The sequence below is a fragment of the Pseudomonas sp. AC169 genome, assembly GCF_979258515.1.
Genome location: NZ_OZ409866.1, coordinates 838,241 through 851,775, shown reverse-complemented (window position 1 = coordinate 851,775; position 13,535 = coordinate 838,241). Strand labels below are relative to the sequence as shown.

The window sequence follows — 13,535 nt, the reverse complement described above, 5'->3', positions numbered from 1 at the left end:
GAGCAAAACGGGCGCGGGAGTATAAAGCTCCCGCGCGCGCATTGACATGCCTGTCAGGATCAGCGGACTTTGCCCTCAGCCAGCGCCAGCTCCTCTTTGTCAAAATCATCGACGTCGATCACCATGCGCCGTGCTGCTTCGGCATCGCGCAGACTCTGCGCTTCCACCGGTTGCAGTACTCCAGCTTCAAGCGCGGCATCGATGGCGTGTTCACCCGCCACCGGTTTGACCTGACCGCTTTTCAGCGAAGTGTGCAGTTTTTTGTGCAATGGCTGCGCAGCATTCAATAGATCGCTGGCGTGTTGCAGAGCACCGACCGCATCGTCCGCCGATTGCGGGCGATAGCAGCCGGCAAGCAGCTCTTCCAATGCCGGATCGCCTTTGGCTCGACCAATGACACCTGCGACTTCGGCACCGAGTTTGTCCGACGGGCCTTTATGACGACGACCGAACGGGAAGACGATGGCGCGCAACAGACAGCCAAACACTTTGTTCGGGAAGTTGCGCAGCAACTCATCCAGTGCCCGTTCCGATTGGCCGAGGCTTTCTTCCATCGCCCAACGGAACAGCGGTTCCATGTAGGCCGGCGAATCCAGATCGTGATAACGCTTGAGCGCGGCAGAGGCCAGATACAGGTTGCTCAGCACGTCACCCAAGCGTGCCGACAGGCGTTCACGACGTTTCAGTTCGCCACCCAGCAGCATCATGCTGAAGTCGGCGAGCATGGCAAATGCCGCTGCCTGCCGGTTGAGTGCGCGGAAGTAACCCTGACTGATCTTGTCGCCCGGCGCATGTTCGAAATGGCCGAAACCCAGGTTCAGCACCAGCGTGCTGGCGGCATTGCTTACGGCGAAACCGATGTGTTTGAGCAGCAGGCCATCGAACTCCTTCAGCGCCTGATCCTTGTCTTCGCGGCCGGCCAGAGCCATCTCCTTCAGTACAAACGGATGGCAGCGAATCGCGCCCTGACCGAAGATCATCAGGTTGCGCGAAAGGATGTTCGCGCCCTCCACGGTGATGAAGATCGGCGCACCGTTCCAGCTGCGCCCGAGGTAATTGTTCGGGCCCATGATGATCGCCTTGCCGCCATGCACATCCATGGCGTGGCTGATGCACTCGCGGCCGCGTTCGGTGAGGTGGTACTTGAGGATCGCCGACAGCACCGAAGGTTTTTCGCCAAGGTCCACCGCGTTGGCAGTGAGCATCCGCGCGGCATCCATCATCCATGCGTTGCCGCCGATGCGCGCCATGGCCTCCTGAATACCTTCGAACGCCGACAGCGGCACATTGAACTGCTCACGGATCTGCGCGTACTGGCCAGTGACCAGACTGGTGAATTTGGCCGCGCCGGTACCGACAGCTGGCAACGAGATCGAACGGCCGACCGACAGGCAGTTCATCAGCATCATCCAGCCCTTGCCGAGCATTTCCTGACCGCCGATGAGGAATTCCAGCGGGATGAATACATCCTTGCCGGAGTTCGGGCCATTCATGAACGCTGCGCCCAGTGGCAAATGACGACGACCGATTTCCACGCCTGGGGTGTCGGTCGGGATCAGCGCGAGGCTGATGCCAAGGTCTTCCTTGTCGCCCAGCAGATGTTCGGGGTCATAGGCCTTGAAGGCCAGGCCGAGGAGGGTAGCGACGGGGCCGAGGGTGATGTAGCGCTTTTCCCAGTTCAGACGCAGGCCAATGACTTCCTGACCTTCCCATTGGCCTTTGCAGATAATCCCGGTGTCGGGCATCGCACCGGCATCGGAACCCGCAAGTGGGCCGGTGAGGGCGAAGCACGGGATGTCATCGCCACGGGCCAGCCGTGGCAAATAGTGATTGCGTTGTTCGTCGGTGCCGTAATGCAGCAGCAGTTCGGCCGGGCCGAGGGAGTTGGGCACCATGACGGTGGAGGCGAGGTCACCGCTGCGAGTGGCCAGTTTCATTGCCACTTGCGAGTGGGCGTAAGCCGAGAAGCCTTTACCGCCAAATTCTTTAGGGATGATCAGGGCGAAGAAACCGTGTTCCTTGATGTGCGTCCAGGCTTCGGCCGGGAGGTCCATCGACTGGCCGATCTGCCAGTCAGTGACCATCGCGCACAGCTCTTCGGTCGGGCCATCGATGAAGGCTTGTTCTTCATCGGTCAATTGCGCCTTGGGATAGGCCAGCAGCTTGTCCCAGTCCGGGCGGCCGCTGAACAGCTCGCCGTCCCACCACACGGTGCCGGCGTCGATCGCGTCGCGTTCGGTCTGCGACATGGGCGGCAGGGTTTTCTGGAACCAGCTGAACAGCGGCGCCGTGAAATGTTTGCGGCGCAGGTCCGGCAGCAGCAGCGGTGCGGCGATCACCGCCAGCAAGATCCACAACACCGCCAATAACCAGCCCGGCGCATGACTGAAAATACCCATCGCCAACAGGTAAACGGCAACGATGCCCAATGCCGGCAGAGGCGAAATACGCCGGTGGGCGAGATACGCCACGCCAACGATCAAAACCAGTATCCACAACAACAGCATATTCAGTCCTCCGTGAACCAAGGCAAATCGACCCTCCAGAGCTTAGACGGCATCTGTAAAAGCGGGTGGTCAGACCAAGGTGATTGAAATCGTGGGAAACCCCGGATGGTTTTCGTAGGTTCGGTGGGCAACACGTGTGGGAAATCGTTCGCCGATCCCGCGTCTTTGCGTCCAAGTTTGGCCGAAACGTCGTTATCTCTGTGCTTAAGCTATCGCTAGACTCGAGGCTCACCCAGGAGATTGTCGTCATGCACGAGTATCTGAGCCCCGGCCGCTTCATCGATAGTGACCACCCGGCGGTGGTGGAGTTCGCCGAACAGCATCGGGGCGCCAGCCGCGATCCGCTCGAGCAGGCGATCAGTCTTTACTACGCCGTGCGTGAGGCGGTGCGTTACAACCCCTACACCTTCAGCCGCGATCCGCAGACCTTGCGTGGCAGCTATGCCTTGGCGACAGGTGAGAGTTATTGCGTGCCGAAAGCCACGCTGCTCGCCGGTTGTGCGCGGCATTGCGCGATCCCGGCGCGGATCGGTCTGGCGGATGTGCGCAATCACCTGTCGACGCCGCGCCTGCTCGAATTGCTGAAAAGCGATATGTTCGCCATGCACGGCTATACCGAGTTTTTCCTCAATGATCGCTGGGTAAAAGCGACACCCGCGTTCAACCAGAAACTCTGCGAATTGTTCAATGTTGCACCACTGGAATTCGACGGCATCAACGACAGCGTTTTCCACCCCTACAACCGTGACGGTGCGCAGTTGATGGAGTATCTGGTCGACCATGGCCAATTCGCCGATGTGCCGGAAACGTTCTTCTTCGAACATCTGCAAAAGTGCTATCCGCACCTGTTCACTGATCTGCAGCCGCAACTACTGGGCGATATGCAGAGTGATTTGAGCCGCTCCTGATCCGGCGTATGCTGCCTGCCCACTCATTTGAAAAGAGGCGGTCATGCTGAAGATCTGGGGACGGAAAAACTCATCGAATGTCAGGAAGCCATTGTGGGCTGCTGAAGAGCTTGGCCTGGTCTACGAGGCGATCGATGCCGGTGGTGCATTCGGCGTAGTCGACACCCCCGAGTACCGGGCGATGAACCCGAACGGTCGGGTGCCGGTGATCGAAGACGACGGTTTTGTGCTGTGGGAATCCAACGCCATCGTTCGCTTTCTGCTGGCCAAGCATGCGCCCGACAGCCATTGGTATTCGGCGGATCCGCAAGCACGCGCCATCGCGGACAAGTGGATGGACTGGACCACGTCGAGTTTCGCCGGCCCTTTCCGCACGGTGTTCTGGGGTGTGCTGCGCACGCCGGCGGAAAAACAGGACTGGGCCGCGATCAACGCCGCGATCGAGGAATGCAATGAGTTGCTGAGCATGGCCGATCAGGCGCTCGCCAGCCAACCTTACCTGTCTGGTGAAGAAATCGGCATGGGCGACATTCCGTTGGGCAGTTTCATTTATGCCTGGTTCGAGATGCCCATTGAACGCGCGCCACAAGCGCATCTGCAAGCCTGGTACGAGCGCCTGAAGCAGCGTCCGGCCTACCAGAAAGCCGTCATGACCGCGTTGACTTAATACCTACTATCGACACACTTGACTGTACTTGTACGGCGGCGGCAAGCACCATTGCGCACTTGCGCTGCGGTTCGACTCTTCGCCGCCGTCTCCTTTTTCCCTTCAATGGTGCGTAAATCAGATATGAGTTCCGCTCTTTCCATCCGGCAGCTAACCAAAACCTACGGCAACGGGTTCCAGGCCTTGAGTGGTATCGATCTGGACGTCGCCGAAGGTGACTTTTTCGCCTTGCTCGGCCCCAACGGTGCCGGCAAATCCACGACCATCGGCATTCTCTCGACCCTGGTCAACAAGACCGGCGGCACGGTGAATATCTTCGGCCATGACCTAGACAAGAATCCTGCGCAGCTCAAGCGCTCGATCGGCGTGGTGCCCCAGGAATTCAACTTCAACCAGTTCGAAAAGACCTTCGACATCGTCGTGACCCAGGCCGGTTACTACGGCATTCCGGCGAAGGTCGCCAAGGAACGCGCCGAGCAGTACCTGACGCAACTGGGCCTGTGGGACAAGCGCGATGTGCCGTCGCGTTCGTTGTCCGGTGGCATGAAGCGGCGCTTGATGATTGCCCGCGCGCTGGTGCACGAGCCGCGTCTGTTGATCCTTGACGAACCAACTGCGGGCGTCGACATCGAGCTGCGCCGCTCGATGTGGACGTTCCTCACCGAGCTGAACCAGAAAGGCATCACCATCATCCTCACCACGCACTATCTGGAAGAGGCTGAGCAGTTGTGCCGCAACATCGGCATCATCGATCACGGCACCATCGTCGAGAACACCAGCATGAAACAACTGCTGGGCCAGTTGCACGTGGAAACCTTTTTGCTGGACCTGAAAAACGACTTGAACGCTGCGCCGCAATTGCTCGGCTATCCCGCGCGGTTGATCGACGGCCATACCCTGGAAGTCCAGGTCGACAAATCCATGGGCATCACGGCGTTGTTCACCCAGTTGGCCCAGCAGCACATCGAAGTGCTGAGCCTGCGTAACAAAACCAATCGCCTCGAGGAGCTGTTCGTGTCCCTGGTGGAGAAAAATCTGTCGAAGGTGGCGGTATGAGTTCCGAATTCCGTCCCAACCTTGTCGCCCTGCAGACCATCGTTTACCGCGAGGTCAAACGCTTCACGCGGATCTGGCCGCAAACATTGCTGCCGCCAGCGATCACCATGGTTCTGTATTTCGTGATCTTCGGTAACCTGATCGGCCGGCAGATCGGCGACATGGGTGGCTTCACCTACATGGAGTACATCGTGCCGGGGCTGATCATGATGTCGGTGATCACCAACTCCTATGGCAACGTCGTGTCGAGTTTCTTCGGCAGCAAGTTCCAGCGTTCCATCGAAGAGCTGATGGTGTCGCCGGTGTCGCCGCACACGATCCTGATCGGCTTCACCATTGGCGGCGTGCTGCGGGGTTTGATGGTCGGCGTGATCGTGACGATTCTGTCGCTGTTCTTCACCCATTTGCAGGTGCATCACCTCGGCGTGACCATTCTGGTGGTGGTACTGACGGCGACGATCTTCTCGCTGCTGGGCTTTATCAACGCCGTGTTTGCGCGCAACTTCGATGATATTTCGATCATCCCGACCTTCGTGCTGACGCCGCTGACCTATCTGGGCGGGGTGTTCTACTCGATCACGCTGCTGCCGCCATTCTGGCAGACCGTGTCGCTGGCCAACCCGGTGCTGCACATGGTCAACGCTTTCCGTTACGGCATTCTCGGAGTGTCGGATATCAAGATCGGTATCGCGATCACCTTCATGCTGGTGGCGACGGTGGTGCTGTATCTCGGTTGTGCGCGGTTGCTGGTGAGTGGGCGTGGTATGCGTACCTGATCCAATGTGGGAGTGAGCCTGCTCGCGAATGCAGACGCCACAAATCAAAACGGCCTCCATTGCGGAGGCCGTTTTGCATTCAGCGCATTCTGTTTTTCTTGCGTCGTGCCCATTGCCGCGCCACCCACCAGCGCCAATACATCATCACAATGAAGTAGGCGAGGGCGCCGAGCACCAGCCCGACCACCACCGAACCCAGCAGAAACGGCTGCCACAACGTCGACAATTCACCGCTGATCCATTCCCAGGTCAGCTCATCCGGCAGATGCCGTGCAGGCACATCCATCAACCACGCACCCGCCTGATAAGTGCAGAAGAACACCGCCGGCATGGTGATCGGATTGGTCAGCCACACCAGACTGACCGCAATCGGCATGTTCCCCCGCACCATGACGGCGAGGGCAGCGGCCACCAGCATTTGCGCCGGAATCGGCAGGAACGCCGCGAACAGGCCGACCGCCATCGCCCGGGCGACCGAGTGACGATTGAGGTGCCAGAGGTTCGGGTCATGCAGCAACTTGCCGAGAAAGCGTAAGGATTTGTGTTCCCTGATGCTCGTCGGGTCGGGCATGTAACGTTTGAATAAGCGCCGGGGCATAAGGCTTCTCGGTCGGTTAAGGCGGCAAGTATGTCTGGATTCTACGAAGCGCCCATTCAGACTTTGTGACAATTGTTGACGACGGACGTGCCCGACACCCGCTATGCCTAAGTGCAGAACTCTCAAGGACGGGCTTATGCGCACAGGGATGATGGCGCTCGCAGTCGGTCTGCTGGTCGCGGTTTTTATGCCGGCATTACCGCCGGTCTGGTTGATGCTGTTGTTGCCGGTCGTGGCATTGATGCTGCTGCCGTTTCGCAGTTATCCGTTGGCGTTTTTGCTGTTTGGCTTCACGTGGGCCAGTGTCGGTGCGCAGTGGGCGCTGAATGATCGTTTACCGGCCGGGCTGGATGGAGAAACCCGGTGGGTAGAAGGGCGGGTCGTCGGTTTGCCGCAGAACGGCGATGGCGTGGTGCGCTTCGAATTGGCCGATGCGCACTCGCGTCACGAAAAGCTGCCATCACTGATGCGGCTTGCCTGGTACGCCGGGCCGCCGGTCCACAGTGGCGAGCGCTGGCGCTTGGCGGTCAAGCTCAAGCGTCCCGGTGGTTTACGCAACCCCGAGGCCTTCGATTATGAGGCCTGGCTGCTGGCGCAACGCATTGGAGCGACCGGCACGATCAAGGACGGGCAGCGCTTGAGCGAAGCACGCTGGGCCTGGCGTGACGGTATTCGCCAGCGTTTGCTGAGCGTGGATGCGCAAGGGCGAAACGGCGCACTGGCAGCGCTGGTGCTGGGCGACGGTTCGGGACTCGGTCGCGAGGACTGGCAGATTCTGCAGGACACCGGCACCGTGCACTTGCTGGTGATTTCCGGTCAGCACATCGGTTTGCTGGCGGCGGTGATGTATTTGCTGGTGGCCGGACTTGCCCGCTATGGGTTGTGGCCATTGCGTTGGCCGTGGCTGCCATGGGCCTGTGGGCTGGCGTTCGCGGCGGCGTTTGGTTATGGCCTGCTCGCCGGGTTCGATGTGCCGGTGCAGCGAGCCTGCGTGATGGTCGGGCTGGTGCTGTTGTGGCGCCTGCGCTTTCGCCATCTGGGGGTATGGTGGCCGTTGCTGCTGGCGTTCAACGGTGTGTTGCTGCTGGATCCGCTCGCCAGCTTGCGTCCGGGTTTGTGGCTCTCCTTTGCGGCAGTGGCCGTGCTGATTTTTACCTTTGGCGGTCGCTTGGGGGCGTGGCACTGGTGGCAGACCTGGACACGGGCGCAATGGTTGATCGCGATCGGTTTGTGCCCGGTATTGCTGGCGCTGAACCTGCCGATCAGCCTCAGCGGGCCGCTGGCAAATTTGCTCGCTGTGCCTTGGGTCAGTCTTGTGGTGTTACCGCCAGCGCTACTTGGGACGGCGTTGTTGCCTGTCCCTTATGTCGGCGCAGGCTTGCTGTGGCTGGCCGGCGGTTTGATCGACGTATTGTTTCGCGCGCTGGCAATGATTGCCGGGCATTGGCCGGCGTGGATCGCACCCTCGATACCCGCTTGGGCCTGGGCCATCGGCAGCCTCGGCGCCGTGTTGTTGCTGTTGCCGCGCGGCGTGCCGCTGCGTCCACTGGGCTGGCCGTTGCTGGTGCTGTTGGTCGTGCCGCCACGCGATCAGATAGATGAAGGATTGGCCGATATCTGGCAACTCGATGTCGGCCAAGGTCTGGCCATTCTGATTCGCACCCGTCATCACGCGTTGCTCTACGATGCGGGGCCGCGTTTTGGTGAGCTCGATCTCGGCGAGCGTGTGGTGCTGCCCGCATTGCGCAAACTCAGTGTGGAAAAACTCGATCTGATGTTGCTCAGTCATGCGGACGCCGATCACGCGGGTGGCGCTTTGGCGGTCATGCGCGGTTTGACCGTCGATCAAGTGATCAGCGGTGACCCGGCGGGCCTGCCCGCGCAATTGAACGCCGAAGCCTGCGCTAGTGGCCAGCAATGGCAGTGGGACGGTGTGCGTTTTCAACTCTGGCAGTGGGCGGACGCTCACGACAGCAATCAGCGTTCCTGCGTGTTGCAGATCGAGGCCAATGGCGAACGTCTGCTGTTGACCGGCGACATCGACACCCACGCCGAACGTGTCCTGCTCGAAAGCCCACTGGCCGCCCCGACGCAATGGCTGCAAGCGCCCCATCATGGCAGCCGCAGTTCATCGTCAATGGCGCTGCTCAACGTCTTGAAACCTGAGTCAGTGCTGATCTCCCGGGGACATGGCAACTCTTTCGGCCATCCGCACCCGACCGTGATGGCGCGTTACCGCAAACTCGGTCTGCGCATTTACGACAGCGCCGAGCAAGGCGCCATTCATCTGCAACTGGGTACCTTCAGGGCGCCACGCACGATGCGTCATCAGCGCCGTTTCTGGCGTGATCCGCCCGCACTGGCCCGCTGATCGGGACGTGGGTCAATGGGGCGTCACGGTCGTCGGGGCGGCGGGTCTTAATCGTCAATCGGTATGGTAAAGTGGCGCACTTTTTCGAGGGGACTGTCACTGTGTGGGAATTGGTCAAATCCGGCGGCTGGATGATGTTGCCGATCATTCTGAGCTCCATCGCGGCCATGGCGATCGTCGCCGAGCGCCTGTGGACCCTGCGCGCCAGCCGCGTCACCCCCGAGCATCTGCTGGGCCAGGTCTGGGTGTGGATCAAGGACAAGCAACTCAATAAAGAAAAACTCAAGGAATTGCGTGCCAATTCGCCGCTGGGGGAAATCCTCGCCGCCGGTCTGGCCAACTCCAAGCACGGTCGCGAGATCATGAAGGAGTGCATCGAAGAAGCCGCCGCGCGCGTCATTCACGAACTTGAGCGCTATATCAATGCACTCGGCACCATCGCCGCCATGGCGCCGTTGCTCGGTCTGCTCGGTACCGTGTTGGGCATGATCGATATTTTCAGCGCCTTCACTGGTTCCGGCATGACCACCAACGCCTCGGTATTGGCCGGTGGTATCTCGAAAGCGCTGATCACCACGGCGGCGGGCCTGATGGTCGGTATTCCGGCGGTGTTCTTCCACCGTTTCCTGCAACGCCGCATCGATGAATTGGTGGTGGGCATGGAGCAGGAAGCGATCAAGCTGGTTGAAGTGGTGCAGGGCGACCGTGACGTCGACCTGACCGAGGGCCGCGCGTGAAATTCCGTCGCAAGCCCCGGGAAACCGTGGACATCAACCTCGCGTCGCTGATCGACGTGGTGTTCATTCTGCTGCTGTTTTTCGTCGTGACCACCACGTTTACCCGTGAAACCCAGTTGCGCGTTGATCTGCCCGAAGCGGTCAGCGGCTCACCGGCCGAAGATCAGCAGCTCAAGCAGATCGACGTGGCCATCAGCGCCGAGGGCGTGTTCTCGGTGAACAACAAGATTCTGCCGAAAAACGATCTGGCGACGTTGATGGAAGCCATGCAGAAAGAATCCAACGGTGACACCAACATGCCGTTGTCGATCAGTGCCGATGGCAAGACTCAGCACCAATCCGTGATCACCGCCATGGACGCGGCCGGCAAGCTCGGTTTCAGCCATTTGCGCATGACCACGGTCGAGGCGGCGCCCAAATCCTGATGAGCCTGTCCGATCGCTTGCTCGCCGCGTGGTATCAGGGGCACCCGGCCCTGACGCTGCTGCTGCCGCTGGAAATGCTCTATCGCCGCGTGGTGATCGGTAAACGCCAACGCTTTCTCGACGGTGAAGGCGAGATCTATCAGCCGCCCGTGCCGTTGATCGTGGTCGGCAACATCACTGTTGGTGGCACGGGCAAGACGCCGATGATTCTCTGGTTGATCGAACATTGCCGGCGCAGCGGTTTGCGCGTCGGCGTGGTCAGCCGTGGTTACGGCGCCAAACCGCCGCAACTGCCGTGGCGCGTTGAGGCCGAGCAAACCGCTGCCATTGCCGGTGACGAACCTTTGCTCATCGTCCAGCGTACCGGCGTGCCGCTGATGATCGATCCCGATCGCAGCGCTGCTGTCAAAGCGTTGCTGGCCAGCGAACCACTGGATCTGATCCTCTCCGATGACGGCATGCAGCATTACCGCTTGGCGCGGGATCTGGAACTGGTGCTGATCGACGCGGCCCGTGGTCTGGGCAATAAACGCTGCTTGCCGGCAGGCCCGCTACGTGAGCCGATCGAGCGTCTGCAAAGTGTCGACGGCGTGCTGTTCAATGGCGCCACTGAGGATCGCGACGACGGTTTCGCTTTCCGTCTGCAACCGACCGCGCTGGTCAATCTGCGCAGCGGCGAGCGTAAACCGCTCGATCATTTTCCTCCGGGCCAGAGCGTGCACGCGGTCGCCGGGATCGGCAATCCGCAACGTTTCTTCAATACCCTCGAAGCGCTAGACTGGCGCGCAGTTCCGCACGCGTTTGCCGATCACGCCGAATACAGCGTGCAGGCGTTGAATTTCACACCGTCATTGCCGTTGGTGATGACCGAAAAGGACGCGGTGAAGTGCCGTGCCTTCGCTGCTGCCGACTGGTGGTATCTGGCGGTCGATGCCGTGCCGTCACCGGCCTTCGTGGCCTGGTTCGACACACAGCTGATGCGCCTGTTGCCCGATCGGCTTTTGCCTTAACTCTTTACTCAGGGAATGTTCATGGACACCAAATTGCTCGACATCCTCGCGTGCCCGATCTGCAAAGGCCCGCTCAAGCTCAGCGCCGACAAGACCGAGTTGATCAGCAAGGGCGCCGGTCTGGCGTACCCGATCCGCGATGGCATCCCGGTGATGCTCGAAAGCGAAGCCCGCACCCTGACCACCGACGAGCGTCTGGATAAATGACCACCGCCTTCACCGTTGTCATTCCCTCGCGTTTCGCCTCGACCCGACTGCCGGGCAAACCGCTGCTGGACATTGCCGGTAAACCAATGATCCAGCACGTCTGGGAACAGGCGAGCAAAAGCAGCGCGACCCGCGTCGTGGTTGCGACTGACGATGCGCGCATTGTCGAGGCTTGCAAGGCCTTTGGCGCCGAAGTGGTGCTGACCCGTGAAGATCACAATTCCGGCACCGATCGTCTGGCCGAAGTCGCGGCGAAACTGGGCCTTGAGCCTGACGCGATCGTGGTCAACGTGCAGGGTGACGAGCCGCTGATCCCGCCGAGCGTGATCGATCAGGTCGCCGCCAATCTGGCCGCGCACACCGAAGCGCGCATGGCCACGCTGGCCGAGCCGATCGAGGACGTGGACACCCTGTTCAATCCGAACGTGGTCAAAGTCGTCAGCGACCTCAACGGACTGGCGCTGACCTTCAGCCGCGCGACTTTGCCGTGGGCACGCGATGCGTTTGCCAAGAGCCGCGAGCAACTGCCGGAAGGCGTGCCGTACCGTCGCCACATCGGCATTTATGCGTACCGCGCCGGTTTCCTCCACGATTTCGTGAGCTGGGGCCCGTGCTGGCTGGAAAACACTGAATCCCTCGAGCAGTTGCGTGCCCTGTGGCACGGCGTGCGGATTCACGTCGCCGACGCGCTGATTGCGCCGCCAACCGGCGTCGATACCGCTGAAGACCTCGAGCGCGTTCGCCGCCTGCTGGAGGCCTGATGCGCGTTCTGTTTGTGTGCCTGGGCAACATTTGCCGTTCGCCCACGGCCGAAGGCGTATTGCGTCACAAGCTGCGTGAAGCGGGGCTGGCAGATCAGGTCGAAGTGGCCTCCGCCGGCACCGGTGACTGGCACGTCGGCAACCCGCCGGACAAACGCAGCCAGGCCGCCGCTAAAGTGCGCGGTTATGACCTGTCGACGCAACGCGCGCAGCAAGTCAGCCGTGCCGACTTCGCCAGTTATGACCTGATTCTGGCCATGGACAACAGCAACCTGCGCAACCTCAAGGCGCTGCAGCCGTCCACCGGCAAAGCCGAGCTGGATCTGTTCCTGCGCCGTTATGCCGGGCTGGTCGATGAAGTGCCGGACCCGTATTACGACGGCGATCAGGGCTTCGAGCAGGTGCTGGATCTGATTGAAGCGGCTTGTGACCAATTGTTGATCGAAGTGAAGGGCCGGTTATGAGTTTGCAGCTGCAACCGCAGGTTTCCTTGAAACCGTTCAACAGTTTTGGCGTGGATGTGCGCGCGCAACTGTTCGCCGAAGCCCACAGCGATGCCGATGTTCGCGAAGCGCTGGCCTATGCCGTTTCTCATGATGTGCCGTTGCTGGTGATCGGCGGTGGCAGTAATTTGCTGCTGACGGCAGATATCCCGGCGCTGGTACTGCGCATGGCCACGCGGGGGATCCGCGTGATCAGCGATGATGGCAGCCGCGTGGTGATCGAAGCTGAAGCCGGCGAGCCGTGGCATGCGTTTGTGCTGCATACGTTGGCGTTGGGCTTTTCCGGACTGGAAAATCTCAGCCTGATCCCAGGCACCGTCGGCGCTGCGCCGATGCAGAACATCGGTGCCTACGGTGTCGAGATCAAGGACGTGTTCGCCGGCCTCACCGCGCTGGATCGCCAGACCGGCGAGCTGCACGATTTCACCCTGGAAGAATGCAACTTCGCCTACCGCGACAGCCTGTTCAAGCAGCAGCCGGGGCGTTGGCTGATTCTGCGCGTGCGGTTTCAACTCGACCGCGTCGCGCATCTGCATCTGGAGTACGGCCCGGTGCGTCAGCGCCTCACCGAGCAGGGCATCGAGCAACCGACGCCGTTCGACGTCAGCCGCGCCATCTGCAGCATTCGCAGCGAGAAACTGCCGGATCCGGCAGTGCTCGGCAATGCCGGCAGCTTCTTCAAGAACCCGCTGGTGTCGGCAGACATTGTCGCCCAGATCAAAGCAGAACACCCGGACGTGGTGGCATTCGCGCAACCGGACGGGCAGATGAAACTGGCTGCTGGCTGGTTGATCGAACGCGCTGGCTGGAAGGGTTTCCGTGAGGCCGATGCCGGCGTGCATAGATTGCAGGCGCTGGTGCTGGTCAATTACGGCACGGCGACCGGTCTGCAACTGCTCGATCTGGCGCAACGCATCCAGAAAGACATTGCCGAACGATTCAATGTCGACCTGGAAATGGAGCCCAATCGGTATTGAAGCAGCGGCGAGCTTCAAGCTTCTAGCGGCAA

Annotated in this window: 14 protein-coding genes; 12 read left to right on the top strand and 2 right to left on the bottom strand. The window is 60.6% G+C overall.

The features are described from left to right. Positions 1 to 59: 59 nt before the first annotated feature. Positions 60 to 2,507, bottom strand: coding sequence for an acyl-CoA dehydrogenase (locus ACZZ0G_RS03790; RefSeq protein ID WP_463555357.1), 2,448 nt, complete (start codon positions 2,505 to 2,507; stop codon positions 60 to 62). 248 nt (positions 2,508 to 2,755) lie between these two features. Here ACZZ0G_RS03790 and ACZZ0G_RS03785 point away from each other — a divergent pair, with 248 nt between their 5' ends. The 4 genes from ACZZ0G_RS03785 (at position 2,756) to ACZZ0G_RS03770 (ending at position 5,914) form a co-directional block, all read left to right on the top strand. Beyond that, the gene (locus ACZZ0G_RS03785; RefSeq protein ID WP_463555356.1) at positions 2,756 to 3,415 is read left to right on the top strand and encodes a transglutaminase-like domain-containing protein; all 660 of its coding nucleotides are present in this window, start codon (positions 2,756 to 2,758) and stop codon (positions 3,413 to 3,415) included. Positions 3,416 to 3,458: 43 nt separating this feature from the next. Beyond that, positions 3,459 to 4,082: a glutathione S-transferase family protein gene (locus ACZZ0G_RS03780; RefSeq protein ID WP_463555355.1), complete on the top strand. Its 624-nt coding sequence runs from the start codon at positions 3,459 to 3,461 to the stop codon at positions 4,080 to 4,082. 123 nt (positions 4,083 to 4,205) lie between these two features. Next, positions 4,206 to 5,138 carry an ABC transporter ATP-binding protein gene (locus ACZZ0G_RS03775; RefSeq protein WP_463555354.1) on the top strand — a complete coding sequence of 311 codons (933 nt, stop codon included), beginning with the start codon at positions 4,206 to 4,208 and terminating at the stop codon, positions 5,136 to 5,138. Beyond that, positions 5,135 to 5,914 (top strand): ABC transporter permease, encoded by a 780-nt coding sequence (locus tag ACZZ0G_RS03770; RefSeq protein WP_008087860.1) that lies wholly within the window; start codon positions 5,135 to 5,137, stop codon positions 5,912 to 5,914. The genes ACZZ0G_RS03775 and ACZZ0G_RS03770 overlap by 4 nt, the downstream gene beginning before the upstream one ends. Positions 5,915 to 5,993: 79 nt before the next feature. Here ACZZ0G_RS03770 and ACZZ0G_RS03765 read toward each other — a convergent pair whose 3' ends face one another. Further along, a complete protein-coding gene (locus ACZZ0G_RS03765) occupies positions 5,994 to 6,512 on the bottom strand; it encodes a DUF2062 domain-containing protein (protein ID WP_463555353.1) in 519 nt (172 codons plus the stop codon). A 136-nt stretch (positions 6,513 to 6,648) separates the two neighbouring features. On the opposite strand from ACZZ0G_RS03765, the gene ACZZ0G_RS03760 reads away from it, so the two are divergent. The 8 genes from ACZZ0G_RS03760 (at position 6,649) to murB (ending at position 13,503) form a co-directional block, all read left to right on the top strand. Then, positions 6,649 to 8,883 (top strand): DNA internalization-related competence protein ComEC/Rec2, encoded by a 2,235-nt coding sequence (locus tag ACZZ0G_RS03760; protein WP_463555352.1) that lies wholly within the window; start codon positions 6,649 to 6,651, stop codon positions 8,881 to 8,883. A 101-nt stretch (positions 8,884 to 8,984) separates the two neighbouring features. After that, a complete protein-coding gene (locus ACZZ0G_RS03755) occupies positions 8,985 to 9,620 on the top strand; it encodes a MotA/TolQ/ExbB proton channel family protein (RefSeq protein WP_178113639.1) in 636 nt (211 codons plus the stop codon). Next, positions 9,617 to 10,045, top strand: coding sequence for an ExbD/TolR family protein (locus tag ACZZ0G_RS03750; protein WP_095188604.1), 429 nt, complete (start codon positions 9,617 to 9,619; stop codon positions 10,043 to 10,045). The genes ACZZ0G_RS03755 and ACZZ0G_RS03750 overlap by 4 nt, the downstream gene beginning before the upstream one ends. Continuing rightward, entirely contained in the window at positions 10,045 to 11,055 is a 1,011-nt protein-coding gene (gene lpxK, locus ACZZ0G_RS03745) for a tetraacyldisaccharide 4'-kinase (protein ID WP_463555351.1), read from the top strand. Before ACZZ0G_RS03750 ends, lpxK begins: the two co-directional genes overlap by 1 nt. A 21-nt stretch (positions 11,056 to 11,076) precedes the next feature. Then, positions 11,077 to 11,262, top strand: a complete 186-nt coding sequence (locus tag ACZZ0G_RS03740; protein WP_003174668.1) for a Trm112 family protein — start codon at positions 11,077 to 11,079, stop codon at positions 11,260 to 11,262. After that, a complete protein-coding gene (gene kdsB / locus ACZZ0G_RS03735; RefSeq protein WP_463555350.1) occupies positions 11,259 to 12,023 on the top strand; it encodes a 3-deoxy-manno-octulosonate cytidylyltransferase in 765 nt (254 codons plus the stop codon). The genes ACZZ0G_RS03740 and kdsB overlap by 4 nt, the downstream gene beginning before the upstream one ends. Further along, entirely contained in the window at positions 12,023 to 12,487 is a 465-nt protein-coding gene (locus ACZZ0G_RS03730) for a low molecular weight protein-tyrosine-phosphatase (protein ID WP_463555349.1), read from the top strand. Before kdsB ends, ACZZ0G_RS03730 begins: the two co-directional genes overlap by 1 nt. Continuing rightward, positions 12,484 to 13,503 (top strand): UDP-N-acetylmuramate dehydrogenase, encoded by a 1,020-nt coding sequence (gene murB, locus ACZZ0G_RS03725; RefSeq protein WP_463555348.1) that lies wholly within the window; start codon positions 12,484 to 12,486, stop codon positions 13,501 to 13,503. Before ACZZ0G_RS03730 ends, murB begins: the two co-directional genes overlap by 4 nt. The last annotated feature ends 32 nt before the right edge of the window (positions 13,504 to 13,535 follow it).

Bases quoted from the DNA above. Each gene is read 5' to 3' on its own strand.
- ACZZ0G_RS03790 (WP_463555357.1), bottom strand. From the start codon at position 2,507: ATGCTGTTGTTGTGGATACTGGTTTTGATCGTTGGCGTGGCGTATCTC.
- ACZZ0G_RS03785 (WP_463555356.1), top strand. From the start codon at position 2,756: ATGCACGAGTATCTGAGCCCCGGCCGCTTCATCGATAGTGACCACCCG.
- ACZZ0G_RS03780 (WP_463555355.1), top strand. From the start codon at position 3,459: ATGCTGAAGATCTGGGGACGGAAAAACTCATCGAATGTCAGGAAGCCA.
- ACZZ0G_RS03775 (WP_463555354.1), top strand. From the start codon at position 4,206: ATGAGTTCCGCTCTTTCCATCCGGCAGCTAACCAAAACCTACGGCAAC.
- ACZZ0G_RS03770 (WP_008087860.1), top strand. From the start codon at position 5,135: ATGAGTTCCGAATTCCGTCCCAACCTTGTCGCCCTGCAGACCATCGTT.
- ACZZ0G_RS03765 (WP_463555353.1), bottom strand. From the start codon at position 6,512: ATGCCCCGGCGCTTATTCAAACGTTACATGCCCGACCCGACGAGCATC.
- ACZZ0G_RS03760 (WP_463555352.1), top strand. From the start codon at position 6,649: ATGCGCACAGGGATGATGGCGCTCGCAGTCGGTCTGCTGGTCGCGGTT.
- lpxK (WP_463555351.1), top strand. From the start codon at position 10,045: ATGAGCCTGTCCGATCGCTTGCTCGCCGCGTGGTATCAGGGGCACCCG.
- ACZZ0G_RS03740 (WP_003174668.1), top strand. From the start codon at position 11,077: ATGGACACCAAATTGCTCGACATCCTCGCGTGCCCGATCTGCAAAGGC.
- kdsB (WP_463555350.1), top strand. From the start codon at position 11,259: ATGACCACCGCCTTCACCGTTGTCATTCCCTCGCGTTTCGCCTCGACC.
- ACZZ0G_RS03730 (WP_463555349.1), top strand. From the start codon at position 12,023: ATGCGCGTTCTGTTTGTGTGCCTGGGCAACATTTGCCGTTCGCCCACG.
- murB (WP_463555348.1), top strand. From the start codon at position 12,484: ATGAGTTTGCAGCTGCAACCGCAGGTTTCCTTGAAACCGTTCAACAGT.